At 39.8% G+C, this 26,164-nt stretch carries 28 protein-coding genes and 1 riboswitch; of the genes, 18 read left to right on the top strand and 10 right to left on the bottom strand.

The genetic code is table 11. The features are described 5' to 3' along the window. The first annotated feature begins 129 nt into the window (after window positions 1-129). Window positions 130-843, top strand: a complete 714-nt coding sequence (locus RF53_RS15970) for a 1-acylglycerol-3-phosphate O-acyltransferase (protein WP_006793172.1) — start codon at window positions 130-132, stop codon at window positions 841-843. Continuing rightward, window positions 843-1,178 (top strand): ribonuclease E inhibitor RraB, encoded by a 336-nt coding sequence (rraB, locus tag RF53_RS15965; RefSeq protein ID WP_006793171.1) that lies wholly within the window; start codon window positions 843-845, stop codon window positions 1,176-1,178. The genes RF53_RS15970 and rraB overlap by 1 nt, the downstream gene beginning before the upstream one ends. A 219-nt stretch (window positions 1,179-1,397) precedes the next feature. On the opposite strand, the gene RF53_RS15960 is transcribed toward rraB, so the two are convergent. Continuing rightward, entirely contained in the window at window positions 1,398-2,369 is a 972-nt protein-coding gene (locus tag RF53_RS15960) for a zinc transporter ZntB (RefSeq protein ID WP_039038265.1), read from the bottom strand. Between the two features lie 266 nt (window positions 2,370-2,635). Here RF53_RS15960 and RF53_RS15955 point away from each other — a divergent pair, with 266 nt between their 5' ends. From RF53_RS15955 to RF53_RS15945, 3 genes are all read left to right on the top strand, one after another. Further along, window positions 2,636-3,058: an ATP-dependent zinc protease family protein gene (locus RF53_RS15955; protein WP_006793169.1), complete on the top strand. Its 423-nt coding sequence runs from the start codon at window positions 2,636-2,638 to the stop codon at window positions 3,056-3,058. A gap of 75 nt (window positions 3,059-3,133) precedes the next feature. Then, on the top strand, window positions 3,134-4,039 hold the full coding sequence (gene rimK, locus RF53_RS15950) for a 30S ribosomal protein S6--L-glutamate ligase (RefSeq protein WP_006793168.1): 906 nt from the start codon (window positions 3,134-3,136) through the stop codon (window positions 4,037-4,039). Next, window positions 4,026-5,084, top strand: coding sequence for a succinylglutamate desuccinylase/aspartoacylase family protein (locus RF53_RS15945; protein WP_006793167.1), 1,059 nt, complete (start codon window positions 4,026-4,028; stop codon window positions 5,082-5,084). Before rimK ends, RF53_RS15945 begins: the two co-directional genes overlap by 14 nt. A gap of 60 nt (window positions 5,085-5,144) precedes the next feature. Here the strand turns inward: RF53_RS15945 and RF53_RS15940 are convergent, their stop codons facing one another. From RF53_RS15940 to recQ, 4 genes are all read right to left on the bottom strand, one after another. Further along, window positions 5,145-5,717: a mechanosensitive ion channel domain-containing protein gene (locus RF53_RS15940; protein ID WP_006793166.1), complete on the bottom strand. Its 573-nt coding sequence runs from the start codon at window positions 5,715-5,717 to the stop codon at window positions 5,145-5,147. 119 nt (window positions 5,718-5,836) lie between these two features. Next, a complete protein-coding gene (locus RF53_RS15935) occupies window positions 5,837-7,486 on the bottom strand; it encodes a BamA/TamA family outer membrane protein (RefSeq protein ID WP_425273080.1) in 1,650 nt (549 codons plus the stop codon). A gap of 164 nt (window positions 7,487-7,650) precedes the next feature. After that, entirely contained in the window at window positions 7,651-7,935 is a 285-nt protein-coding gene (locus tag RF53_RS15930; protein ID WP_039038263.1) for a DUF3630 family protein, read from the bottom strand. A 7-nt stretch (window positions 7,936-7,942) separates the two neighbouring features. Beyond that, complete coding sequence (gene recQ, locus RF53_RS15925) at window positions 7,943-9,766, bottom strand: DNA helicase RecQ (protein WP_039038262.1); 1,824 nt, start codon at window positions 9,764-9,766, stop codon at window positions 7,943-7,945. A gap of 107 nt (window positions 9,767-9,873) precedes the next feature. On the opposite strand from recQ, the gene RF53_RS15920 reads away from it, so the two are divergent. Together RF53_RS15920 and rarD are read left to right on the top strand one after the other, a co-directional pair. Beyond that, the gene (locus tag RF53_RS15920; RefSeq protein WP_200888056.1) at window positions 9,874-10,329 is read left to right on the top strand and encodes a thioesterase family protein; all 456 of its coding nucleotides are present in this window, start codon (window positions 9,874-9,876) and stop codon (window positions 10,327-10,329) included. 51 nt (window positions 10,330-10,380) lie between these two features. Further along, on the top strand, window positions 10,381-11,301 hold the full coding sequence (rarD, locus tag RF53_RS15915) for an EamA family transporter RarD (RefSeq protein ID WP_039038261.1): 921 nt from the start codon (window positions 10,381-10,383) through the stop codon (window positions 11,299-11,301). An 8-nt stretch (window positions 11,302-11,309) separates the two neighbouring features. On the opposite strand, the gene RF53_RS15910 is transcribed toward rarD, so the two are convergent. Continuing rightward, window positions 11,310-12,545: a GGDEF domain-containing response regulator gene (locus tag RF53_RS15910; protein ID WP_039038260.1), complete on the bottom strand. Its 1,236-nt coding sequence runs from the start codon at window positions 12,543-12,545 to the stop codon at window positions 11,310-11,312. A gap of 85 nt (window positions 12,546-12,630) precedes the next feature. Beyond that, a complete protein-coding gene (locus RF53_RS15905; protein WP_039038259.1) occupies window positions 12,631-13,005 on the bottom strand; it encodes a DUF413 domain-containing protein in 375 nt (124 codons plus the stop codon). A 91-nt stretch (window positions 13,006-13,096) separates the two neighbouring features. Between RF53_RS15905 and RF53_RS15900 the strand changes: the two genes are divergently transcribed. The 8 genes from RF53_RS15900 (at window position 13,097) to ung (ending at window position 20,730) form a co-directional block, all read left to right on the top strand. Continuing rightward, complete coding sequence (locus RF53_RS15900) at window positions 13,097-13,951, top strand: LysR family transcriptional regulator (protein ID WP_008128976.1); 855 nt, start codon at window positions 13,097-13,099, stop codon at window positions 13,949-13,951. A gap of 185 nt (window positions 13,952-14,136) precedes the next feature. Beyond that, window positions 14,137-15,066 carry a porin gene (locus tag RF53_RS15895; protein WP_039038258.1) on the top strand — a complete coding sequence of 310 codons (930 nt, stop codon included), beginning with the start codon at window positions 14,137-14,139 and terminating at the stop codon, window positions 15,064-15,066. 47 nt (window positions 15,067-15,113) lie between these two features. Then, window positions 15,114-15,252, top strand: a riboswitch (cobalamin riboswitch). Between the two features lie 76 nt (window positions 15,253-15,328). Next, window positions 15,329-16,129 carry an ABC transporter ATP-binding protein gene (locus RF53_RS15890; RefSeq protein ID WP_008128979.1) on the top strand — a complete coding sequence of 267 codons (801 nt, stop codon included), beginning with the start codon at window positions 15,329-15,331 and terminating at the stop codon, window positions 16,127-16,129. Between the two features lies 1 nt (window position 16,130). Continuing rightward, window positions 16,131-17,135 carry a FecCD family ABC transporter permease gene (locus tag RF53_RS15885; protein WP_039038282.1) on the top strand — a complete coding sequence of 335 codons (1,005 nt, stop codon included), beginning with the start codon at window positions 16,131-16,133 and terminating at the stop codon, window positions 17,133-17,135. Window positions 17,136-17,137: 2 nt separating this feature from the next. Further along, the gene (locus RF53_RS15880; protein ID WP_039038257.1) at window positions 17,138-18,619 is read left to right on the top strand and encodes a cobyric acid synthase; all 1,482 of its coding nucleotides are present in this window, start codon (window positions 17,138-17,140) and stop codon (window positions 18,617-18,619) included. Continuing rightward, a complete protein-coding gene (gene cobO, locus RF53_RS15875) occupies window positions 18,612-19,211 on the top strand; it encodes a cob(I)yrinic acid a,c-diamide adenosyltransferase (RefSeq protein ID WP_039038256.1) in 600 nt (199 codons plus the stop codon). Before RF53_RS15880 ends, cobO begins: the two co-directional genes overlap by 8 nt. Next, entirely contained in the window at window positions 19,211-20,068 is an 858-nt protein-coding gene (locus tag RF53_RS15870) for a cobalamin-binding protein (RefSeq protein ID WP_039038255.1), read from the top strand. Before cobO ends, RF53_RS15870 begins: the two co-directional genes overlap by 1 nt. After that, window positions 20,068-20,730, top strand: coding sequence for a uracil-DNA glycosylase (ung, locus tag RF53_RS15865; protein WP_039038254.1), 663 nt, complete (start codon window positions 20,068-20,070; stop codon window positions 20,728-20,730). The genes RF53_RS15870 and ung overlap by 1 nt, the downstream gene beginning before the upstream one ends. A 69-nt stretch (window positions 20,731-20,799) precedes the next feature. Here the strand turns inward: ung and RF53_RS15860 are convergent, their stop codons facing one another. Together RF53_RS15860 and tal are read right to left on the bottom strand one after the other, a co-directional pair. Next, window positions 20,800-20,988 carry a DUF3545 family protein gene (locus RF53_RS15860; RefSeq protein ID WP_006793150.1) on the bottom strand — a complete coding sequence of 63 codons (189 nt, stop codon included), beginning with the start codon at window positions 20,986-20,988 and terminating at the stop codon, window positions 20,800-20,802. A gap of 300 nt (window positions 20,989-21,288) precedes the next feature. Then, the gene (tal, locus tag RF53_RS15855) at window positions 21,289-22,239 is read right to left on the bottom strand and encodes a transaldolase (protein WP_006793149.1); all 951 of its coding nucleotides are present in this window, start codon (window positions 22,237-22,239) and stop codon (window positions 21,289-21,291) included. A gap of 221 nt (window positions 22,240-22,460) precedes the next feature. On the opposite strand from tal, the gene yaaA reads away from it, so the two are divergent. The 3 genes from yaaA to RF53_RS15840 all read left to right on the top strand — a co-directional run bounded on the left by yaaA (window position 22,461) and on the right by RF53_RS15840 (window position 24,993). After that, a complete protein-coding gene (yaaA, locus tag RF53_RS15850; RefSeq protein ID WP_039038253.1) occupies window positions 22,461-23,240 on the top strand; it encodes a peroxide stress protein YaaA in 780 nt (259 codons plus the stop codon). A 96-nt stretch (window positions 23,241-23,336) separates the two neighbouring features. Then, window positions 23,337-23,747, top strand: a complete 411-nt coding sequence (locus tag RF53_RS15845; protein ID WP_039038252.1) for a hypothetical protein — start codon at window positions 23,337-23,339, stop codon at window positions 23,745-23,747. Between the two features lie 289 nt (window positions 23,748-24,036). Beyond that, the gene (locus RF53_RS15840) at window positions 24,037-24,993 is read left to right on the top strand and encodes a mechanosensitive ion channel family protein (RefSeq protein ID WP_039038251.1); all 957 of its coding nucleotides are present in this window, start codon (window positions 24,037-24,039) and stop codon (window positions 24,991-24,993) included. Window positions 24,994-25,762: 769 nt separating this feature from the next. Here RF53_RS15840 and RF53_RS15835 read toward each other — a convergent pair. Beyond that, window positions 25,763-26,083 carry a BON domain-containing protein gene (locus RF53_RS15835; RefSeq protein WP_006793146.1) on the bottom strand — a complete coding sequence of 107 codons (321 nt, stop codon included), beginning with the start codon at window positions 26,081-26,083 and terminating at the stop codon, window positions 25,763-25,765. Window positions 26,084-26,164: the final 81 nt, after the last annotated feature.

The raw sequence follows: 26,164 nt of genomic DNA, 5'->3' as shown, positions 1-26,164 counted from the left end.
TTTAGCATTGACTCTATTTGAGCGTACAGTTGTTCGCTATTGTCTCGTCTGTGTTACAAAAAAACGCTATAATAGTGTCATAGTGCGTAATGACATGCGCACCGCACACAATTGATTTGGAGAACGAGTTTGTTAGCTGTAATACGTGTTTTTATTATGTTTATGTTTATATTATTGAGTTGTATTTTTGGTTTATTACTTTCATTAGTCAGGCCTTTTCACCCAAATAATGTTCACATAATTGCAGGTTGGTTTGGTTCTATGGCCAAAATGATCGGTGTTAAATTAGTGCTGACACGCCATCAAGATGCTGAAAATATTGGCCCTGCAGTGTACGTTGCAAATCATCAAAATAGTTATGATTTATTTACAGTACCAGCAATGGTACCAAAAAACTGTGTAAGTCTTGGTAAAAAGAGCCTAAAGTGGATCCCGTTTTTTGGTCAACTTTATTGGCTGTCGGGCAATATTTTAATAGATAGAGCAAATCGTTCAAAAGCGGCTGGTACTATTTCAAAAGCAGCTGAAAAAATTAAGAAAAATGGGTTATCTATATGGGTATTTGCAGAAGGTACACGAAGCTATGGGCGCGGTTTATTACCTTTTAAAACAGGTGCTTTTCATACCGCGATGAGTGCGGACGTGCCAGTGGTTCCCGTGTGTATGAATACAACGCATAAAACCATTAAGCTAAATCGTTGGGATAATGGTACAATTTACATCGAAATGTTAGCGCCTATATCACTTGATAAAAGTATAAGTGCGCGAGAGCACGCTCAAAACGTACATACTGTTATGGCTGCTAAAATAAACGAATTAGATGCTCAAGTGAGAGAGAAATAATGGAAAACTGGCGCGAAATAAGTGAAGACATCGTAAGTTCATTACTTGAAGATGGATCAGATCCTGAAATACTTTATGAAGTAGAACACCACTTTGTGTGTGAAGACTTCCCTAAACTAGAGCAAGCCGCATTGGCTGCTTTTAAATTAGGCTACGATGTTGAAGAGCCAGCAGAGCTTGAGCTTGAAGACGGCAGCAAAATTTGGAGCTTCGACATAGTCGTAGAAGCTGAGCTAGACGTAGACGTTATTATGGAAGACGTTGATAAACTAGCAGCACTTGCTGTTGAGTGCGACGTTGAGTACGACGGTTGGGGCACTTACTTTCAAGAGTAATTAGCGACTCAAGTATGAAAAATAAAAAAGGCGAGCATTTAATAATGCGCGCCTTTTTAGTTTTTAATTGATGGCTATATCAGGTTTATATCAATACTTAATAAACTTGAAGGGCTAAACCAGGGAGGCACTGGTTTAAACTTAGGTATTTAGAATAACAAAATATTTGCCCTGTCATCGACATGATTTTTTAGCCTCCAGATAGATTACTTAATACTATTAGAGCCACTTTTTATTTTTAAAATACACACCAATACCACCAGTAAGTATCACTAAAAAAACAATAAACAGCGTAAATGCATAGGGGTTGTCTGTGCCTGGAATTCCCCCAACGTTTACCCCTAGCAAGCCTGTTAAAAAGCCTAGCGGTAAAAACAAGGCAGCTACTACCGACATCACATACATACGTTGGTTTAGCTGCTCAGAAACATGGTTAGTAACTGTTTGTTGAATAATTTGTGCACGCTCTATTGAGCTGTCTAATTCTTCAAGGTAGCGAATAAGTAAGTTAGTGGTTTCGTTTAGCTTTGCCTTATCGTCATTTAAAAGCCACTCATAATGACCGTTTACCATTGTAGTGAGCGCCTCTTTTTGAGGCTTTAAATAACGTTTAAGCGCAATAGTTTGGCGGCGTAACTGCGATAGCGCTTGGTTATCAAAACGCTTGCTTGGCTCGTCTATTTCTTCTTCAAAGCCATCAAGTGTTTCATCTAACGAGTCAATAACACTTTGCATACGTGAAGTCAGCTTTTGTGTAATAGCACACACAAGCTCTGATATAGAACACGGGCCTTTATTGTCTTTTAACGAGTTAAGTACATCGTCAATAGATAAAAGGCGACGTTTACGCGAAGTGATGACGATATTTTCGTTAATAAATAAACGTACCGACACCATGTCCTCGGGGCTTTGCGCTGGGTTTAAGTTTACACCGCGCAAAAACAGCATGTGTCCATTTGCAGACTGCGTGATACGTGGGCGTGTTTCATCCGCCGTAAATGACTCTAGCTCATAATCGGTTAAAAGCTCACAGTGTTTGAGCCAGTTGACTACGTCGGTTTGGCTGTAATCCATATGGACCCATAATTTACCTTGCTCAGGTTTCCAGTTGTGAAGGTCTTCGCTGCTTTTAACAGCACGTGTACCGCCTTTTTCATCAAGCACTAGGGCATGAAGCAAACCATTAATCATAATAAGATCTCAAAAGAGTGTATTTTTAATACTGTAAACTATAGTGTATCTACATACCCAAAACATATTTACTTTTAATAAGTTAAAACATATTCAATTTAAGTATAGTCATAGTGCTGATTTAATTTTATGCTCAGCAAGGCGCGCATTGTGTGATGAGTTACCTTAAAAGATCAATTTAATTTACTCATCGACTAGATAAATTTATTTCGTTGGTGTTTTTTCACCCGTAGCGTATAAACCTCTTTTTTACTAAGGGCACATTTATGACGACAAAAATAACAATAGGTTGGCGTGAGTGGTTAAGTTTACCTGAGCTTGGTATTGAGCGGATCAAGGCTAAAGTTGACACTGGTGCACGCACTTCATGTATTCATGCAATTAACATTGAAGAATACGAAGTTGATGGCGAAAAGTGGGTTAAATTTACAGCTCAACCGTTACAAGATGACGAAGAAACTCAAATTACTTGTAATGCTAAAGTGAAAAAAATGAAATACGTAACCAGTTCCAGTGGTGAAAAACAGCTGCGTTATTTTATAGAAACAACATTACATGCGGGTGAACATAGCTGGCCTATTGAAGTCACCCTCACAAGCCGTGCAACCATGAAGTTTAGAATGTTGCTAGGTCGAACAGCCATGGAGAATCGTGTCATTGTTGACACGGCATTATCTCATTTATTATAAAAAGTATTGGGCTTAAGTTGCATAAAAAGCAGCTATTAAGCACTAATGCTATAAAATTTAGTTAAGGTTTTAACTATGAAAATCGGTATTTTATCTCGTAACAGAAAGCTATATTCAACACGTCGTTTAATCGAGGCTGCAGAGGCTCGTGGGCACGAAGTGAAAGTGATAGACGCACTTCGCTCGTACATGAATATAAACTCTGAACAGCCAGAAATTCACTATCGCGGTGAAAACTTAAAAGATTTCGATGCCATTGTGCCGCGTATTGGCGCATCGGTAACATTTTATGGCTGTGCCGTTTTACGCCAGTTTGAAATGATGGGGGTATACCCAGTAAACGAATCTGTGGCTATTTCTCGTTCACGCGATAAATTACGTTCGTTACAGTTATTATCACGCAAGGGTGTAGGCATGCCTGTAACGGGGTTTGCGAGCAAACCTGATGACGTGAAAGATTTACTCGAAATGGTTGGCGGTGCACCGGTTGTGATTAAATTACTAGAGGGCACACAAGGTATTGGTGTTGTACTTGCTGAAACGCGCAAAGCTGCTGAAAGTGTAATCGAAGCTTTCATGGGCTTAAAAGCCAATATTATGGTTCAGGAATACATTAAAGAAGCGGGTGGTGCGGATATTCGCTGTTTTGTGTTAGGCGATAAAGTAATTGCAGCGATGAAGCGCCAAGCGCAAGAAGGTGAGTTCCGTTCAAACCTTCACCGTGGCGGTAGCGCTACACTAGTTCGCATTACGCCTGAAGAGCGTAAAACCGCCGTTGCTGCAGCAAAAGCAATGGGCTTAAATGTAGCGGGTGTAGATTTACTTCGCTCATCTCGTGGGCCTTTAGTGATGGAGGTTAACTCATCACCAGGTCTTGAAGGTATAGAAATAGCAACAGGTAAAGACATTGCTGGCATGGTGATTGATTTCATCGAAAAAAATGCCTCAATCAAAGGAACCGCAACTCGTGGCAAAGGTTAAAATTAACCGTCCTTTCACTTTATTAGGTGAAAGCATTGGTGTTGGTGAACGCAAAACGTTAGCTTTAGAAGCTGCAAAGCTTTATACCCACTCACCCCTTAATATACCAATAGAGGTTGTTAATGGCGTAATGGAAGGCCCTGTACTGATGGTATGTGCCGCTATTCATGGTGATGAATTAAATGGGGTAGAAGTTGTTCGTCAATTACTGGCTAAAATAGATCCAAGCCAGCTACGTGGCACGCTTATCGCGGTACCCATTGTTAACGTATTTGGTTTTATTCATAAGTCGCGCTATTTACCCGACCGTCGTGACATGAACCGCAGTTTTCCAGGTTCTGAAAGAGGGTCGCTAGCGGGTCGTATGGCGTATATGTTTTTCAATCAAGTTGCAGTGCATTGCACACATATTATTGACTTACATACTGGGGCTATACACCGAACAAACTTGCCACAAATACGTGCAAATTTGGCGGATGAAGCTACGGCGCAGATGGCCAAAGCCTTTGGCACACCAGCAGTAATAGATGCGTCATTGCGTAATGGTTCATTAAGAAGTGAAGCGGCGAATTTAGGCATACCGGTTATTACTTACGAAGCGGGTGAAGCACTGCGTTTTGACCCGATTGCAATAGCCGCAGGTGTACAAGGTGTTGATTATGTAATGCGTCATTTAAAAATGATGCGTGGTAAACGCCCTAAAAAAATACCTGAGCCTATCATTGCGCGTTCAACAAGTTGGGTGCGTGCTGAAGTAGATGGTATTGTGCGCGCTCAAGTTTCGTTAGGAGAGCGTGTTACAAAAGGGCAAGTACTGGCGTTTATAAGTAGTCCACTTGGTGATTCTGAGCTAGAACTGCGTGCGCCACGAAGTGGGATTATTATAGGTCAGCAAACTATGCCATTAGTAAATGAAGGCGATGCTGTATTCCACATTGCTTACTTTGCAAACGACAATAGCGTGGTTGAGCAGCAGCTAGAAACATTTATTGATGGAATAAATGATTTAGAAGATGAGCTAAAAACTGCAGAGCTAAATAACTAATACTTAAGCAATTAGTAAAAAGCCGCTTTAATCATTAAAGCGGCTTTTTTTATATAAAAATTATGATTTTTTAGGGCCTATAATACGTTTAACAGCAGGTGCTTTTGATGGTTTAGGTTCTGCGTTTAAAACCAAAACAGGGCGGGTAACAAATAAGTTATTAGGGTAAATGACGCGGTGCCCATCAATATGTTCAAGGACGACATTCATTAAGCCCATTTCGACAATTCGCCCTTCAATATGGTTTGCGCCATCGATAATGCGTACCCAAAAGCCAACACGGCAGTCGTTTTGAATAAACATTAATAAAAACGCGGTCAGGTTACTTAATAATGACCATGCTGCAAATAGCGCTACACCTAACATTGCAAATAGTGACGAGCCTAGAACCAATAATCCTCTTAGTTCAATACCCCAAAATACCAGCACTAAACATAACATGACAAAGGCAAGAATAATTTTAAGAAGTAACTCTGCGCGGTATTTACGGTGCAAATCAACTTTACCTTTAATGGCTTTTTCAAGTAGCTTTTTAGTTAGCTTTAAAAGCACTGGAAACAGTAACAAGGCAATAATAGTAACTATGAGTTTATATTGATTGGTGAGTAATTCTAAAACATCTAAAAATTCCAAAATAGCGCCTTTTGCAGTTATGTGACAATTAAAAGTAGTAAATAAAGCAACGTGTTAGATGAGTCTTAACTAGCTTAAAGGCCTTAGTTTAGCGTGTTATTTTGGTGCTAAGTAGCTATTTAAAAAGATTTTTTTACACTGACAAGCCACTGTACAGAGTCGACATCGTCGGCGCTATCTATGGGGGCGGCTATATCAAGGTGGATCATAGTTCCTGCATTTGCTCTACTTGGTGCTAGGCGCAAACCAACGCCTACATTTTTGAGTACATGATTATTTTCACCATTTGTTTGGTCATTAAACCATGCTCTACCAATATCTATAAAGCCTGCGCCACCTACTTTAAATAGTTGTAGCAAATCGTACTCCCAGTAGTAGCGTTTTTCTAGGCTCACTAAAAAGCTACGGTTGCCATGTTGGTAATCCATAGGGTAACCACGCAGGCCTGTCTCGCCACCTAAGGTAAGCTGTTGGTCGGCAGTTAGATTTTTTGCATATTGCACGCGACCTTTTACATACCAAGACTGATCAACACTTGTATTTAGATAATATTGTACTTGCGAAGTTGCTTTAAAATTTTCGAGTTGTTTTTGTTCTTTGTTCCAAAATCCCTCTAGGTTCGTGCTAAAACGCCAAAGCGTATTATCGCCAGAAAAGTGCGCTGTTTTAACATTAAGCGAATACACCAAACGGCTATCGTCATCACTTAATGACTCATCTGAGTAACCGAGTAATGCTTGTGCATTCCAGCCTAGGTTTAAATCTTCAGTGCGATAAATACTGTCAAAATTTCGTACTTTAATAAAATTATCTTCAAGCCAATGGCCGCTAATATAGGGATAACTGTAGCTTCTATCTTTAGCTAAAGGCTCAAGCGTGGTTTGAATAGCAGTAAATGTATGCTGCTCATCTACATAACCTAAGCTAATTCGCTGGGTCCAGCTATTACTTAATGCTTTAGAATGACCAATAAAAATGCGATTGAGATCGGTTGTTTGATCAAATTCACTAATTTCTTTACCGCGCCGATATAAGGATTCTTCTCGCTGCTCTGAGTAGCTTAAAATACCGTAGCTGTAAGGTGTGTCTATGGCATAAAATGGATAAGTAAGCTCAAGTAAATGACGCTTTCCATCGCTGTTATCGGCATACTCTACGCGACCACGGTAGCGGCTAGAAAAAATATTAGGATCGTCGTAAACAAATAAATAACCGCTGCGGTCGCTGTCGGTTGTGCGAGAAAAAGACAACCTTTTACCCCAGCCAAACAAGTTTGATTCTCTAAAACCAATGCTCGATTTATTTTCGCCTCCGCTACGGCTAAAGTTTATTTCTGGTAAGAGCGTCCATAAATCACGGGTAATTACTTTAACATCTATATCGCCATCACAGTTTTCTGTTGCGCTAATTTGTGCGTCGTATAGGTAGTTTTCTTTTCGCAGCAGACGCTCTGATTCAGAAAGTTTTTTGGCATCGTAAAGGTCGCCAGAGCTAAAAAGCAGTAAATTTTTAATTACCTCAGGCTCAGTTTGAATGTGTGCGCGGTTAGCAAACCTAAACAATGCGTTATTTTCTTCTTCAAGGTGGGTATTAAATACGTTGAGTTGCTCAAGCGTAATGGTGGCAATTCTTGCATCAGGCTTTGCGGCAACAAGCACTGTTTCATCGTTAATTTGGCGACGTAGTTTTTCTTCGCTCAAATTTATTGATGACTCAAGAGGGCAGCTACCAATGTTTGAAGGAAATTGCTCAGCAAAGGCGCAAGGCATTAATAAAAAAAGACAAATTAACCCACCACAATAGGGCGAAAACCACGTATTACTAACCATTAAGCCTCTTATCTACTGCGTAGCAAACGACTACCGTGATATCAGCTTACATCATTGTTATTTAATTGTAAGTAAAAAGCATGGGTGTTAACAAAATAATTAATTTAGCTTAAGTAATAGGCCAGCGCTGCTAATAAGTGCTCAGCTTCTGGGCCTTCGCCGTTAATCCAAATACTTTGGCTGTAGTGTTCGTAATTTAGGTTAAACGCTTGTTGGCTATAAGAAAAACGTACCTGATGCCTATCCGCTCCCGCCGAATACTCGCTAATAGCGATATCATCTGAGTGTAAAAATAAGGTACTCCATAGCTCAAAGTCTTCATCGTGTGGCGGCTCTGTTGGGGTAATGATGATGCATTGGTGCGTGTGGTCGTAATCTATTTTGCTCATAATTGGCTTATTGTGTGGCTAAGTAGTTGCGAATTGCTGTTAAAAAAGCTCCGCCGTATTTGTTTAACTTGGTAAAACCAACGCCAGACACTTTTAAAAACTCACTGTCGTTCGTGGGCATTAGCTGCGCCATTTCGGCTAACGTTTTATCATTAAATACCACATACGGTGGCACATCGTCGGCATCTGCAAGTTCTTTACGTAATGAACGCAAGCGAGCAAATAGTTTTTTATCATAATTAAATTGCGCTAGCTTATCTTGATATACGTGTTTTGCTTGTAAGCGAGGTTCAGCTAATTGCAGCGCGTATTCGCTTTTTAATATAGCGCGGGCGGCTTCGGTTAAGCGCAAAGAGGCGCCTTGTGTTATATCTTGGCTTAGTAATCCTTGGTGGATTAATTGGCGTAAAATACTCAGCCAAAACTCACTGCTTCTGTCTTTACCTATGCCGTAAGTGCTCAACTGATGGTGGTTGTTATCGCGAATACGACTCGTGTTGGCGCCACGTAATAGCTCTACAATGTATCCTAAACCAAATCGCTGTTCAGCTCTGTATACACACGAAAGCGCTTGTTGGGCAACAAGCGTACCGTCAAAGCTTTTTGGTGGGTTTAAGCAAATATCACAGTTACCACATTGCTCGCGTTGGTATTCACTAAAGTAGTTAAGTAGTATCTGACGGCGGCACGTTTGTGCCTCAGCAAAGCTTGCCATGGCATTAAAGCGCTGCTCTTCTACACGGCGACGTTGCTCGTCGTCAATATCTTCAAAAAAGCGCCTTACACGGCCTATATCGGCAGGATCAAAGTACATAATTGCTTCGGCGGCTAAGCCATCGCGTCCTGCTCTTCCTGTTTCTTGATAGTATGCTTCTATACTTTTGGGAATGTCGTAGTGCAAAACAAAACGTACATTGGGTTTATTAATCCCCATACCAAAAGCCACGGTTGCCACCACTATTTGAATATCGTCACGGGCAAACCCTGTTTGCACAAACTGGCGTTGTTCGTTGCTCATACCTGCATGGTAAGCGGCTGCATTAAGGCCTGCGTCGGCAAGTTTTTCTGCTATGTCGTCAACACGCTTTCGGCTAGTACAATAAATAATGCCACTTTGGTTTTTTTGTTCTTTTAAGTAGCGTAATAGTTGCACCATAGGTTTAAATTTCTCTTCTATGGTGTAACGAATGTTAGGTCTATCAAAGCTGCCAGTATGAATGTAAGGCTGCTGAAGTTTTAACTGTTCAACAATATCAAAGCGTGTGGCTTTATCGGCCGTCGCTGTAAGGGCCATCATAGGCACATGGGCAAAGCGTTGCTTAAGTTCGTTTAAGCGAAAATAATGCGGTCTAAAATCATGACCCCAATGCGACACACAATGCGCTTCATCGATCGCAAATAAGCTTATTTTTAAATGCGATAATCGCTCTAAAAAGTCACGTTGTAATACTTTTTCGGGGGCTACATACAATAGTTTAATAAGCCCTTGGTGAAGTTGCTGATAAACACGTTGCTGTTCTTCGCGAGCTAGGCTGTTATTAACATATGCCGCTTTTACACCCAAAGCTTGAAGCTGCGCGACTTGATCTTGCATAAGCGAAATAAGTGGCGAGATAACAATGGTCACCCCTTCAAGAACTAACGCCGGAATTTGATAACACACAGATTTTCCGCCACCAGTGGGTAGCAAAACAAGTGTGTCCTGAGCATTTAAAGTGGCATCAATAACGGCTTTTTGGCCATCTCGAAACTCGCTGTAACCAAACACTTGTTTGAGGACAGTCTCGGGTTTTCGCACTAAGGTGCTTGAAGGTAGTGTAGATGTATTCATTGGCGGGTATTTTAGTGTTTTTTTTATAAGATGTCTTTAGCTTTACGCTCGTAGTTTTAAACAAGGTATGTTTTACTCGATGTACCTATTAATATCAGAGAATAATAATGAATAAAGAAATGTTAATTGAACAAGTGGGGGCGCTATTCGTAAATGGTATGCCGTTTAATCAATTTTTAAATATATCGGTAGAATTGCTTAGCCCAGAACAAGCTAAAATTACATTCCCGTGGCAGGATGTTTTTATAGGTAACCCAGCCCAAAAAATTCTTCATGGTGGGATTATTTCAGCGGTGCTCGATAACGTCGGTGGTATGCTCGCAGCGGCGAGTGTGATAGATAAGCTGACCGATTTAGATATGAACAGTGTACAAAAAAAATTAGCAACACTAGGCACTATTGATTTACGCACCGATTATTTGCGCCCAGGAAAAGGGGATGTGTTTACCGCCAGTGCCACGCTTATTCGTTCAGGTAATAAAGTGTGCGTGTGCCGAATGGAATTACATAATGAGCAATCTGTACAAATCGCTTTTGGCACGGGCACGTATTTAGTTGGATAAAACCTGTTTGGCGAGTAAACTGGCGACCTTTTAAATCACTAAGTGTTTACTATGCCAATTGTTACCGAGCAGCGTAAAGGCGCAATATTTGCCTGTCTTGCTTTTGTTATGTGGGGTCTTGCTCCCATTTACTTCAAGTTAATACAACATGTGACTGCATTTGAAATATTAATGCATCGTGTTGTGTGGTCAGTCGTATTTTTAATTTTAGTGGTAAGTGTTTTAAAGTACTGGCGTAAAATTAAGCACATTATAATACAGCCCAAACTGATGCTAATGCTGGTTGTCACCTCGGGGCTACTTGGTTTTAACTGGGGATTATTTATATGGGCGATTAACAATAACCATATGCTCGATGCAAGTTTAGGCTATTACATAAATCCGCTGTTAAATGTTTTATTAGGCATGCTTTTTTTAGGTGAACGCCTCCGAAAATTTCAAGGTGTGGCTGTTGGGCTTGCGTTCTCGGGTGTGATATTACAGTTGGTGAGTTTTGGCTCGTTCCCTGTTGTTGCTTTTTCACTCGCGATATCGTTTGCACTTTATGGCCTGTTACGAAAAAAGCTTCCTGTTGAGGCGTTGCCGGGCATTTTGCTCGAGGCGTTAATATTACTACCAGTGGCGTTGGTTTATTGGTGGATGATGGCACCTTCTGCTACTTCAAGCCTGCCAAATAACGATTGGCTTACTAATTTACTTCTTATTAGTGCTGGTATTGTTACCACATTGCCGCTGCTTTGCTTTACAGGTGCCGCTAAGCGCTTGCAATATACAACCTTAGGCTTTTTCCAATATATAGGGCCTAGTTTAATGTTTATACTTGCCGTGGTGTTTTACGATGAGGTATTTGATACAGAAAGGCTTATTACCTTTGCATGTATTTGGAGTGCTCTGGCTATTTTTAGTTGGGATTCTTACCATCAATCACGTAAGCGTAAAAAAGCGGCCATTACAGCCGCCGAAATTGCTTAAATTTTAGTTTAACTGACTACCTTATTTCGGCCGGATTCTTTCGCCTCGTAAAGTTTTTGGTCGGCCTGTTTTAATAACGTATCCATTTGATAAACAGGTCCTGTAGAAAAGCCTATTGAAATGGTCAGTTTTATCTTCTCTTTACTAAATTCTTGGCTATTATTTTCTACAAAATACCTAAACCCTTCGAGTCGTTTAAGCGCTTCTTGCGGGGTTTCATCTGCAAAATAAACAGCAAATTCTTCGCCACCTAAACGCGCAACTAAATATTTTTTAAAGTATTTTTTAAGGCAGATAGCCAGCCCTTTTAAAACCTGGTCGCCTGCATCATGGCCATAAGTGTCGTTAATAGATTTAAAGTGATCTATATCAATCATGGCCAGTGCGCCGTTTACCTTTTTGAGACTAAGCTCTTTAAGAGAGTTATTTGCTTGCTCAAAGAAATAACGACGATTAGGGAGGTCAGTTAGGTAATCTGTGTTGGCTTGGCGTTTTATTGTCGCTATTTGTTCAAGCATGCCAACGTTTTGGCTTAGCCTGCAATAAAACTCTTCGTTATTAAACGGTTTATGCAGGTAATCGTTTGCACCATTTTTTAGGAATAAGCTTGATAGCTCAGATGAATCAGCACCAGAAATACCAATAATTGCCTTTTCATCGTTACTGTAAATTCTGCGAATTTCGCTACACAACTCATCGCCGTTCATGTTGGGCATCTCGTTGTCGGTAATGATCACTGAGATATCGGGTGAGTTAGCAAGAACTTCTAGTGCTTTTTTTCCATCTTCAGCTTCGGATACTTGGTATTTGTGACGTAACAATAAGCTCACAACATAGTGGCGGGTAGATATAGAGTCATCAACAACTAGTACTTTTACATTTTCATTGCGAGGTAAACGTTTTAACTGTTTTTCAAGATATTGATAGGCCTGTTTATTTTCTTTTATTATATAGTCAATAATAGGGTACTTTTCTACCATGTTACGCGTTTTTTTATCTATATTTCCCGTCATAACAATGGTAGGAATTTCAGCGTCAACGGTGCAGGGAATCGCTTCACCCATTGGCGCATCAGGCAAAATAAAATCTACAACAGCGCAAAAGTAATTATTTTGACTAATTAGTATTTTTGTTTGTGCTAACGTTTCTGCTACATCTACTTCGTAGCCTACTTTTAGCGCTATATGTTTCTGCACAAGCGCTATAGCAGGTGTATCTTCAACTATTAATATTTTTCGCTTCACGGAACACCCAGTTTATATTATGCAAAAAAATTGCTTAATACACTTTGTAACCGTAAAAGCGCCAAAAAGCAAATAGCTGAGTGTGTTATAGGCTATCTGATTCTGAAAAACGTTCATGATTTATTGGCGCAGGGCTCGATATTTTTGAGCGGCCAAATAAGGTATGAAACTTCGTTTTACATGTCGTAAGCTTTAGGTATTTTAGCCATGCTCGCTCAATCGGATTAGTGGGTTCTTGTGAGCCAGTTACTACGGCTACAAAATTTTCTTGGTGCCCATTTTGTGGTTCAATCGTCTTACTATATAAACCTTTTAAAACAATGCCATGTTGTTCTAGTATACTGGCTTCTAATAAGGTGAAATTTCCGCTGCGGCTAAAACCACGTGGAAAATTTTGATCATCATAAAATTGACGTTGGCTAACAAATGCTTGGCGTAGTAGTGAAATGTTAATGCTCATAGCTATATCCTCATACCCTATTAATTAGTTGGAGTATGATGCAAGTTTGGCATTTTTTTAAACAAGTTATTTTTATCGTGAGGATAAAAAAGTGGATATCGATTTATTAAAAACATTTGTTGAAGTAGTGCGCACGCGTCATTTCGGTAAAGCCGCAGAGAACCTCTATATAACGCAGTCGGCGGTCAGTTTTCGTATTCGTCAATTAGAGCAAGGGCTTGGTGTTAATTTATTTATTCGCCAGCGTAATAATATTCAATTAACAGCGCCTGGTGAGCGGTTGTTGCCTCATGCGCAAATGATCATAACTGGTATGCAGCGCGCCAAAGTAGATGTAGCCCTTGCTGATAATATGCATAAACAAATTAGCTTGGCCGGGACGCCTAATATTTGGGATGCCTTTTTGCAGTTTGGTATTACTAATATTGTGTCGGCTATGCCGGGAGTCTCTTTGGTTGCTGAAGTTAAAGCCCAGCAAGAAAGCACGCGATTATTGCTTGAGCGCACGCTTGATTTAGCCATTTTATTTGATCCACCAAAAGTAGATGAGTTAGTTGTTGAGCGTATTTGTGAACTGCCTATTATTCCTGTAAGTGGGTATGACACTGCAACAAACGAAAACTTTTTTGATAATCAGTACGTGTATGTTGACTGGGGAACGACATTTTCACTTTGGCATGCACGCCAGTTTACCGGTAAAACGCCTCCTTACTTTAGAACAAGTACCGGACGAATTGCACTCGATTTAATACTACAATGTGGTGGTAGCGCATTTATTCCACATGTTTTGGTTGAGCAACATTTAGAAAATGGTGAATTATTTCATGTAAAAAATGTAGAAAATACGTCAAGAGATATATTTGTAGCCTACCATAGAGATAACGAACAAAAGGAACTGATAGAAACACTCATAAATTTACTACCTACCATTAAGGCACATGCTTAGTAATTGGGTTTTAAGTGGGTACATATTTGTATGATTGATGTTCATGTCCTTTTGATTTCATAAATAATGCAGTTTTATTAACTTTAAAAGTCAAAAATATTTCATTTGTAATATTTCTGTCATTTAGTGGTGACAAACTGCAGTCGTTTTAAAAATTAGTCTTTTGTGATTATCGAGGAAATAACATGAAATTTGTAAAATCGAGCTTATGTGTCGCTTTGCTAAGTGGTTTATCTTTTAATGTACTTGCTGACGTTGATGTTTACGGTAAAGCAAATGTGACTGTTCAGTCTACAGATGACGGCGAAGGGTCGTTCACTGAAATTAAAAGTAATGCATCTCGTTTTGGCCTTAAAGGTTCTGAAAAAATTACCGATGGCTTAGAAGCAGTTTATAAGTTTGAGTTTCAAGTTGATGTAACTGATGCAGACTCAAAAGGCGACGACGATAATATTTCTGCGCGTAACCAATATGTTGGTGTTAAAGGCTCGTTTGGTCAGGTAGTAGTGGGTCGTAACGACACGGCGTTTAAACAAGCGCAAGGTAAACTCGATTTATTTAATGACCTTGAAGGCGATATTAAAAACGTATTCAAGGGTGAAAACCGTTTAGGTGATTCAATTACATATACTTCTAACTCATACGAAGGTTTTAAAGTACTTGCTACTTTTATTGCTGAGGATGATGTAGATGCTGATAACGGTTACTCAATGGCAGTAACTTACGGTGATTCAGCACTTAAAAAGAGTGCGGTATATGCCTCAATTGCAGCTGACAGCGAAGTAAATGGTTACGATGTTGTACGTGCGTCAATCCAAGGTAAAGTTGAAGACTTTAAACTCGGTGCTATGTACCAAACTCAAGAAAAAGTAGACGGTTCAGCTGAAGGTGACGGTTACTTATTAAATGCAGCATACAGCATGGGTAAAAATACGTTTAAAGTTCAGTACCAAGCAATGGACTTTGACGATAGTGATGATAAAACAGCTATTTCAGTGGGTGTTGATCACAAGCTTAACAAAAACATTAAAGTATTTGGCTTTTACTCAAGCTTTGATATGGACAACAACGTAGACCAAGATTACTTAGGTTTAGGTATGGAATATAAGTTTTAACGACGAGTTAAAACACTCCCTTTTTAACCGCGCTGTAATTAGCGCGGTTTTTTTTGCTTTAAATTATTTACTTACCCGCCCATAATAGAGCTTCATTTGGAATGAGGTGCAATTCCTCAACTGTTCCCGCAACTGTAATTAGCGCTATGCTTTAAGTCAGATACAAATCAATTTTTAATGAGCGGGCCTACTCATGCTAATTTTAATGTACTCCTTTTTGGTGGTTGCATTACAAGTGGGTACTCGTGTCTAGGACAGAGTATTGCAAACTAAAGCACCATTATTAAACGTTCAAAATCTCTCGTGGGGAATAGCAAATAAACCTATTCTCAAACACATTAATGTGCAAATACCTGAAGGTAAATTTGTGGGCTTAATTGGCCCTAATGGTGCAGGTAAGTCGAGTTTACTGCGTTGTTTATATCGTTTTAATAAGCCTAATGAAGGGGTTATAGAGTTTAATAACCATGATATTTGGCAGCTTAAAAGTGATGAATATGCAAAGTGCGTTGCTGTTGTTTTACAAGAGGCGCCATCGCATTTTAATTTGTCGTTATTTGATGTTGTGGCTCTTGGCCTAACGCCTCATAAATCGTTATTTAGTTCAACATCGCAAAGCGAAAAACAACAAATCACTCTAGCTATAAAAACGGTAGGGCTTGAGCTGCACACAAATCAAAATTTTGAATCGCTCTCTGGGGGCGAAAAGCAGCGCGCACTCATTGCACGTGCTATTGTTCAGCAACCTCAGCTGTTAATTATGGATGAGCCCACTAGCCACCTTGATGTTAAATATCAAATACAGGTTATGGAGCTGGCAAAGTCTCTTGGTGTTACAGTATTTGCTTCGTTTCATGATCTTAATTTGGCTAGCGCTATGTGTGATGAGCTTGTCGTCATTAAAAATGGAGAAATAACGCATACCGGCTCTCCCGCAGAGGTACTGACTGAGCACATGCTTGATGATGTATTTGGTGTATGCGCTCAGGTTAGTAACCATCCTCAAGAATCTCAATTGGGTAAAGTTACGCCTCATATTACCTACTTTTATGGTTATAAATAATATGTTTGCCATGCATGTACGCCATTCAGTTGCACTGATTATCTGTATTACTATTGCCTTAGTGAGTTTATTTTTAGCATTGAGCTTTGGTGCTGCAGATACCTCAATACAGGATGTATTTAACAGTTTTATTTATTTAAATGATGCTTCATTGACCAGCCGTATTATTTTTGAATTAAGAATGCCCCGTACATTATTGGCGTTTTTAGCCGGTGCGGGGTTAGCTATTGCTGGGCTAATTTTACAAACCGTGACACGTAACCCATTATCAGATCCTTACTTATTCGGTATATCGTCAGGTGCTTCGTTTGGTGTAGTTGTACTTATGGCATTTGTGGGAATTAGCGCGGGTTTTATGCTTTCGGCCGCAGCCTTGCTTGGTAGCTTATTAGCAATGAGCTTACTTATATTAATTGCCACAAGGCAGCAGGGCGGGCAAGTTGAGTCTATGTTACTTGCTGGTGTTGCACTCTCGTTTTTATTTAGTGCATTTACGAGTTTGTTGCTTTATTGGAGCGAGCCGCAAGCCGTTGCAGCTATTTTATTTTGGACCTTAGGAAGTTTTGCACGTGCGCAGTGGGCAACGCTTTGGATACCCTTTTTAGTGATTACACTGTGCACCTGCGTAATGATTAGCTTTAGGCGCCAGCTTAATGCCATGTTATTAGGTGACGAAAGTGCCATAACCCTTGGTGTTAAAGTGCATCGATTTAGGTTGCTGATGCTAATTTTAAGCTCATTAATAACCGCTGTGCTGGTGGCAATGTGTGGCGGTATTGGTTTTGTTGGATTAATGGTGCCACATATTGTGCGCTTTTTTATTTCACAAGGCACCGTAGCAGGGCTATTAATAACAAGCATAGTGGGAGGTACATTTATGGTGTGGGTCGATGTACTGTCTCGTTCTTTACTTCAAAATCAAGAGTTGCCAGTAGGGGTGATCACGGCCGCTATGGGGAGTGCGTTTTTCTTAAGTTTACTCTTTTTTAGAAAGTCTAAGGTGTAGCCATGAAAACACTCATGATACAGGGTACTACCTCGGATGCGGGAAAAAGCACCTTAGTGGCTGCACTTTGCCGAGTATTTGCAAATCAAGGCATAAAAGTCGCACCGTTTAAGCCACAAAATATGGCACTTAATAGCGCAGTGACAAACGACGGTGGCGAAATTGGCCGTGCGCAAGCTTTGCAAGCTATTGCTGCTAAGGTAGAGCCCGAAACCGACTTTAACCCGATATTACTTAAGCCCAATAGCGATACAGGCGCCCAAGTTATTATTCATGGTAAAGCGATTAGCAACATGGAAGCCGGCAAGTACCACGATTATAAAAAAGTCGCCATGGACGCTGTCATTACATCACACGAGCGTTTAGCAAAACGGTTTGATCTTTTATTGGTGGAAGGTGCGGGAAGCCCCGCTGAAATAAACCTGCGTAAAAACGACATAGCTAACATGGGCTACGCTGAAAAAGTAGACTGCCCAGTGATTATTATTGCTGATATAGATAAAGGCGGTGTATTTGCTCATTTAGTGGGGACATTGGCATTACTTAGCGGATCTGAGCAAGCACGTGTAAAGGGTTTTGTAATTAACCGTTTTAGAGGTGATATAAGTTTGCTTCAAGGAGGGCTTGACTGGTTAGAGCAATACACGGGTAAGCCTGTTTTAGGAGTACTGCCATACCTTCACGATTTAACTCTCGACGCGGAAGACGCTGTTGCAATAAACAATAACGTTACCCATGCAACTATCAATATTGCAATATTATTAGTGCCGCATATTAGTAACCATACCGATTTTGACGCACTGCGTTTACACCCAAATATTAATGTTAACTATATACGCCATACGCAGGTCATTCCTGATGTTGAGCTTATTATATTGCCAGGTAGTAAAAACGTACTTGGCGATTTAACCTTTTTGATAAACGAAGGGTGGGATAATCAGATAAAACGCCACTTACGCTATGGTGGAAAAGTACTTGGGATTTGTGGGGGAATGCAAATGCTGGGTAATATAATTTACGACCCCGAGGGTGTTGAGTCGTCATTAAAAAGTGTGGATGGGTTAGCCTTATGTGAGTTTGAAACCACACTCATATCGCAAAAAGTATTAAGTAAAGTGACGGCCACTTTAAAGCTAAATAATCGACAAACTTTATGTAGTGGTTATGAAATCCATGCTGGAGTAAGTAAAGGCAATGGATTAAAGACCCCTTTAATTACCTTTAGTCAGCATCCAAATGGGTTTAAAACAGATGGTTTTATAAGTGACGATAATGCAATTGCGGGCACTTATTTACACGGTTTATTTGATGAGCCCAACGCCACGATGGAAATTTTAAAATGGGTAAAGCCAGATTTAAATATTGATCCAATAAGTATTGATACACACCGCGAACAGCAGTTAGCGCGTTTAGCAACCATGTGCGAAACACATTTAGATATAGCGCAAATTACCTCGATTTATAAAGGGCATAATAATGACTGAACAAACAAACGACAAACACAAACAGCGCCAGCAAAAAGTAAAAGAACACGTAGATGCCCGTGTTGAAGCCGCGCAAGAGGTTAAAGGTATTTTTCAGGTTATTACTGGCAATGGTAAAGGTAAATCGACTTCTGGTTTTGGCGTGGTAGCACGCTGTGTTGGCCACGGTCAAAAAGCCGCTGTGTGTCAATTCATAAAAGGGACATGGGAGTGTGGTGAGCGTAATTTATTACAAGGCGCAGGCGTTGAATTTGCTGTAATGAATACTGGCTTTACATGGGATACACAAAATAAAGAAGCCGATACCTTAGCAGCGCAAGCAACATGGCAAGAGGCAAAGCGCATGCTTGCCGACAGCAGTATTAACTTAGTGTTACTTGATGAGCTTACCTACATGGTGACTTATGGTTATATCGACTTAGACGAAGTACTAAGCGCACTTAATAATCGCCCAGCTATGCAGTCGGTTATTATCACAGGACGCGCAGCGCACAGAGCATTGACTGACCTTGCCGATACAGTGAGCGAAATACGTAATGTAAAACACGCATTCGACTCAGGTGTAAAAGCGTTAGAAGGGTTTGACTACTAGTGTTTAAATTGCTTTTTATAGGTTTAATGCTGCTTAGTTTACACGGTAATGCTGTGGCGAACTCAGCGCCTGAGATTAAAAAACTACGTATAGTTGCGCTTGCCCCACACATAGTTGAAAACCTATTTGCCATTGGTGCAGGTGACAATATTGTGGGTACCGTTGACTATGCCGATTACCCATATGAAGCAAAAAATATAGCTCGCATTGGCGGGTACTATGGTATTTCTCTTGAGAAATTATTAGCCTTAAAACCTGATTTAGTGATTGCTTGGAAAAGCGGAAATCAGCAGGAAGATATCGCACAAATAGAGCGCTTGGGTATTCAAGTTCATTTAAGTAACCCTACAACCATAGAAGGCGTGCAAACTGAGCTACTAACACTTGGCAAACTGACAGGGTACGAAAAGCAAAGCCAACAGGTTGCTAAAGCTTTTAAGCAAAAGTTAACCGCTATTATTAAAAACCAGCAAGGGAAGCAGCCTATATCTGGCTTTTATCAGTTGTGGGCTGAGCCTATGATGACCATCAGTGAAAGTACATGGATTGGCCAACTAGTAAATACCTGTCACGTAAATAATGTGTTTGCTAATAGCACGACCCCGTATCCACAAATCAGCATTGAAAATGTCATTGTTACTAAGCCTCAAATTATTATTATTCCTGACGAAAAATCTAACACCCCGCAGCCTAAAGTTAATTGGCAGGCATGGCCAGAAGTGCCTGCAGTTACAAATAACCAGTTTATTCGCGTTAATGCCGATTTACTTCACCGCTTTACACCGCGTATGTTAGATGGGCTTGCTGATATGTGTGATAAAATAGACGCGTCACGAAAAATAATAAAGAGTATGTAATGAGCGACTGGGATACATTTTTACAAAACGAGCTACAGCACCCTTATATGCAGCAAACTTTAAATGCAGTTGAAAACCGCCGAGCGGAAGGTATTGCTGTTTACCCTCCCGAGTCGCACGTATTTAATGCATTTAATGCCACGCCGCTAAACAATATTAGGGTGGTAATTTTAGGGCAAGACCCTTACCACGGCGAAGGGCAAGCTCATGGGCTGTGTTTTTCTGTTATGCCCGAGGTAAAAAAACTCCCACCCTCGCTTAAAAATATGTACAAAGAGCTAGCTACAGATATTGATGGCTTTGTTATTCCTGAGCATGGTTACTTACAAAGCTGGGCAGAACAAGGCGTGTTTTTACTAAATACTGTTTTAACGGTAGAGCAAGGGCAGGCCCATTCCCATAAACATTTAGGTTGGGAGCAATTTACTGATAATGTTATTGCCCATATTAACGCGAACTGTGATGGGGTTGTGTTTATTTTGTGGGGAGCGCATGCGCAAAAAAAAGGAAAAGACATAGATAGCACTCGCCACTCTATTTTGATTGGGCCGCATCCTTCGCCGCTGTCGGCTCACCGAGGCTTTTTTGGTTGTAAGCACTTTTCGAAAACTAACGAACTGCTGTTAGCGCAAGGTAAAAAACCTATAAATTGGCAGGTTTAGCTTAATAAGTTTAAGCATTAAAAAAGCCCTCATAAATGAGGGCTTTTGTGTAATTGGTGGGTATAGAAATTAAAAATCTAGCTCATCAATTGCAATTGTGTCTGCAAAGTAATCAAACTCCTCTAATTCTTTACGTAGACGTTGTTTATCTTTTATTGCTTCTATTTCGCGCCATTTTCTTTTTTTGTTCTTCTGAGAGGTTTTTCTTTTTTCATCAGGACCTTCTAGTATCTCTAATATATCGTTTAGGCTATCCATGAACTTCTCCTATTGATTTTATTGACCTCAAGATTACCTATACCACAGGCCCAGCTAAAATAGAATAAAAAAGTGACAGAGATGTTACGAAGTTGTGATGTTTAAATGAAGGTTTATACAAGTAAAGTATTGCTTTTAAATAAAAAACACTTTGCATTAAGTTTACAAAGAAATTTAAGTCGATGAGGGTTATTTTTTTTACAGCTAAAATGTATGAGGGAGGTCGGGTTATTAGTCCGTACTTTACAGGCATAAAAAAACGCCGCAATTGCGACGTTTTTTAAAGTACGTTCAAACCAATTACATTGCTTTAAAACGTGCTTCTAGCTGTTCTTGTGCATCAGCAAAAGAGCGAATACCTTCAGCTAGCTTTTCAGTTGCCATTGCATCTTGGTTATGTAACCAACGGAACTGAGCTTCTGTAAGCGGCTCAGGTTTTGGCTCTTTAGGAATATCACTTTCTAGTAAATATTCTTGTGCGCCTTCAAGGTTACCTAAGTCTTCTAAAAGGTTAGGGCTAATAGTTAGCTTGTCACAACCTGTTAGTGCAATAATTTCGCCCGTATTACGGAAACTTGCGCCCATCACTACTGTTTTGTAGTCATGACGTTTGTAAAATTCAAAAATGCTGCGTACTGATTGAACACCTGGATCTTGTAGTGGATCCGTTGGTTTTTCCATGCCGTTAGCAACGTGCCAATCTAAAATACGGCCCACAAATGGCGAGATTAGAAATACATTTGCATCAGCACATGCACGGGCTTGGGCGTCGCTAAATAATAAAGTAAGGTTACATTTAGTCCCTTCTTTTTCTAACTGCTCAGCGGCTTTAATACCTTCCCACGTAGACGCAACTTTAATTAAAATTTTGTCTTTGCTTACGCCTTCTTTTTCGTAAAGGCTAAGTAAAGTGTGTGCTTTATCAATAGTTGCTTGAGTATCAAACGATAAACGTGCATCTACTTCGGTAGAAATATAACCCGGTACAATCTCACTAATTTCTTTACCAAGTAAAACAGCAAAGTAGTCACATGCAAGTTCTAGTTGTTTAGCTGGATCTTGCTCGGTTTCTTTTGCATAGCTCCAAGCTTTATCTAGGTAAGGCTTATAAGCTTCAATCTCGCTCGCTTTTAATAAAAGCGACGGGTTTGTGGTTGCATCTTCTGGTTGATGCTTTTTGATCGCTTCAATATCGCCAGTGTCGGCTACGATAGATGAATGTTGTTTTAGCCTTTGTAGAGCTGAAGTCATTTGCTTTCCTCATTCCAAGCAAGTTAAAAGAAAAATCGACCCTTAATATATAACATCCATACTGCAACAGTGTGACAATGCTTGATAGGTCTTATGTCCTTATCAATTAAAAAACGGCAATGTATGAATTTTTTAGGGAGGATTTATATAAACAAAACGTGCTTTTCGTTTCATTTAATGTTGAAATTGACATTAAATAATTTACAAGTCAATAGCTAACTATGATCACTGTTATTTCACCTGCAAAAAATCTTGATTACGAAACGCCACCGGCAACCGATAAGTTCACTCAGCCTGAATTACTCGAGCACAGCGAGGAACTCATGAAAGTATGCCGTGAACTAACACCTGCGCAAATTGGCAGTTTAATGAAAATTAGCGATAAGCTTTCTGGCCTTAACGCTGCTCGCTTTAGCGAATGGTCGCAACCCTTTACCATTAATAATGCCAAACAAGCCGCGCTTGCTTTTAATGGTGATGTATACGGTGGGTTAGAGGCGAGCACTTTAACTGCAAGCGACCTTGATTACGCGCAAAGTCATTTGCGTATATTATCTGGATTATATGGCCTATTAAAACCGCTTGATTTAATGCAGGCGTACCGACTAGAAATGGGGACTAAGCTTGAAAACCCTCGTGGTAAAAACCTGTATGATTTTTGGGGCAGTATTATTGCTGATAAGCTAAATGAAGTAACAAAAGCACAAGATGCACAATATCTCGTTAACCTAGCTTCAAACGAATACTTCAAAGCGGTAGATAAAAAAGCGCTCAACGCGCAAATTATTACGCCGCACTTTAAAGACTGCAAAAATGGTCAATACAAGGTAATTAGCTTTTATGCTAAAAAAGCGCGCGGCATGATGGCGCGTTACATTATAGAAAACCAAGTAACGCAGTTAAGTCAGTTAAAAGAATTTACCGTAGACGGGTATTACTATAGTGCAGAGGCGACAGCGAAAGAATTAGAGCCGGTATTTTTACGCGACGAGCGAAATTAATATTTACAACCCCAAGCTTATTTCGCTTTTCAAAAGCAAAGTAAGCCGGGGTTTTACCTTATTTAGCAAAAAAAGTAAATTTAGAGGAACACGTCATTGTCACCCGATTACTCCCGTTACTCTCTTAAAGAGCTGCGCGAAGCGCTAGAGACGATAGACAAAGCTAGATACCCTGAGCGACTAGAGCAAATTTATTGTGAAATAACAAAACGAACCGTTGCAGCGAACTCAAACATCCCTACCTCAGATATACCTCCAAGCTCCTGTGAAAATGTAATGATGGGTCGTCGAGTCTTTGTGTTCATCCTTGGCATTATTTTTATCTGCTGGGGAGGGTATAGTGCAATAGAGGGAGAAATGGTGGGGAAAAATCGTATTTATACAAAAGAAAATGACCCATTTTTATTTTATTTTCGAGTTCTCATTTGCATAGGTGTTGGAGTCATTTTGCCCTACTATGCAGTAGTAGGAAAAAAGAATAATCACTCTAGTGCGCACAAAAAATAGCATATAGAGTAACATCACTGGCTTATATCTGAGCCCTTATATGCGTTAGTTATGCATTAAATCGTCACCTGCAGCGCCAGGGTATTCACTTTTTTGGCAATTTCTTTTGCACCGCTTATTGAACCGAGCGAGCATTGTCTTTTATTACAAAACTTTCATCTATAGTCACTTTTTATTTTAAACCTTCGCTATGTGCACCGACTTGACCTTTTGCAGGTCGTTAACTTTTTTTGCTGGTACTAAATTTGCAAAGTGGTTCTATTCATTTCATACATTAGGTGCAAATTAAATGATTAGTATTCCCTCAATTAGTGAAGCTGAAAAGCTAATAGAAGAAAAACTCGGCGGTTGGTTTGATGTTGTTATAAGTCACATTCCTAACTTTATAGTGGCGGTTATTATTGCCATTATATTTTCAATGCTAGCGCGCTTTGCTGGCAACCTAATGAAAAACATATTGCGCCGTTCACTCGACTCTCAACAAATAGCCGATTTAATGGCCTCAATATTTAAGGTTATTGTACTGTGTGTTGGGGTATTTATAGCGCTGGATTTTGTGGGTTTAAAAGGTACGGTTACCTCTTTATTAGCCGGTGCGGGTATTGTTGGTTTAGCCATAGGTTTTGCGTTTCAAGATATGACCGAAAACTTGATTGCGGGCATAGCAATGGGTATACGCAAACCCTTTAAAACAGGAGACGTAATAGAAACCGACGACGTGTTTGGTTCAGTACACTCAATAAACCTGCGTAACACGCTAATAGAGAGCTTTTACGGGCAGTTAATTTTAGTACCAAACAAGGTATTATTCAGAAATGTGTTAAAAAATTACACCACACTTGGAGTTAGGCGCATAGAGGTACCGGTAGGCATTTCGTATGGTGACGACATTGAAAAAGCTAAAGAAGTTATTGTAGATAAGATTAACGATTTGGACTTTGTCATTCGTAAAAACGAAACCGATGTTTATGCTGAAGGCTTTGGCGACAGTAGCATTAATTTATTGGTATGGTTTTGGATTAAATACCCAGGTGAACCAGACTTTATGACAGTGCGCCATAAAGGTGTAGTTGCCGTTAAACAAGCGTTGGATGAAGCTGATATTAGTATTCCATTCCCTATTCGCACGCTCGATTTTGGTATTAAAGGCGGTGAAAAACTCGATGCCATGATCAGCGATAAAATTAACCAGCAATCATCAAATAAAGGCAACGCTGGTGGAGCTGATTCAGGCCAAAACGAATAAATGAGCCATTAATACCAGTGGGAATTATTTACTCACTCGCAACGCAATTTTACATTTAAATACGCGTTGTGGCCTTAAATAAAAATGACTTATGAGTCACAACGACTAAATGCAGCTTTATAAAGCTGCATTTTTTTATGGCTATTTAAGTGTTTGAGAAGGTGAGAGCAACGTTAATTGATTATTGATTAAGGCCTATTTACCTTTAGGGGTGAAATTGAAAGCGGGCTATGTGATATATCGATAAGGCTAAGCCTATTTTGTGGTTACTTCCCGAAACCGACGATAACGCAACATAAATATAAAACATGCAATAACTTTTGTGGTCCTCTCATAGGTTACTTCTCCTTGTTGCCTAAATAATAGGTAATAAGGAGCAAGTAGGGCGAATAAGCTGTATACGACTTTAGGTTATACCTACATAGGCGTAGTCATTAAAATAATGCAGGAGTAGGTACTTAGCTTACTGGGTCACAAATCGCGCACCGTAATTATGTTGCTCCTTGATAAAACACGCTTTAATAATGGCAGTTAAACAGGCCTAGGCTTAATATAAATTTATTATTTAAAGAGCGGGTTATTTTGGCAAATATTAGGTTGTGATGTATGCAATTTACAATTGGTATTAGGCGGTAAGTAAGAGGTAATTAAAGCGAGTTTTTTATTGTAGTTAATGTGAGTTGCAAGTAAATACTGGCACAAAAAAGGCGCAGCATGTGTTGGAGTAACATGCTGCGCCTAGGATCAATTGAGTTAATAAAAATGCGATTCAAATAACACTAATTTTGTTACGGATGATTTTAACACCATCCATATTTTCTAAAAACTTTTGAGCAAGCGCACGTTCAAAACCGGTTTGCGCTTGACCATGTAATACTACCTCGCCATCTTTAACTTGTACGCGAATATTGCTTAATGCAAAGTTGGGGTTAGTACGAAGCGTGCTTGTAATGGTTTGCTGAAGGTTAGGTTGAGTTGCTACGCTGCTGACTACGGCTAGGTGTGTTGCTGCACTCACTTTGGTAGCGCAGGCTAACAAAAATAAACAACAAAACGAAACTAACGCGATAGTTAACTTTAAGCGGTTCATAACTCAATCCTTTTATATCAATTAAAAATTTAGCCAAACCATTAAATATTCTGGCTATTCTGTGTTTAATATTACAAGTTC

It is taken from the genome of Pseudoalteromonas sp. ECSMB14103, from assembly GCF_000813065.1.
Classification (GTDB): Bacteria; Pseudomonadota; Gammaproteobacteria; order Enterobacterales; family Alteromonadaceae; genus Pseudoalteromonas; species Pseudoalteromonas marina.
The sequence above is the reverse complement of the archived record's forward strand: the minus strand, read 5'-3'. Positions and strand labels throughout refer to the sequence as shown.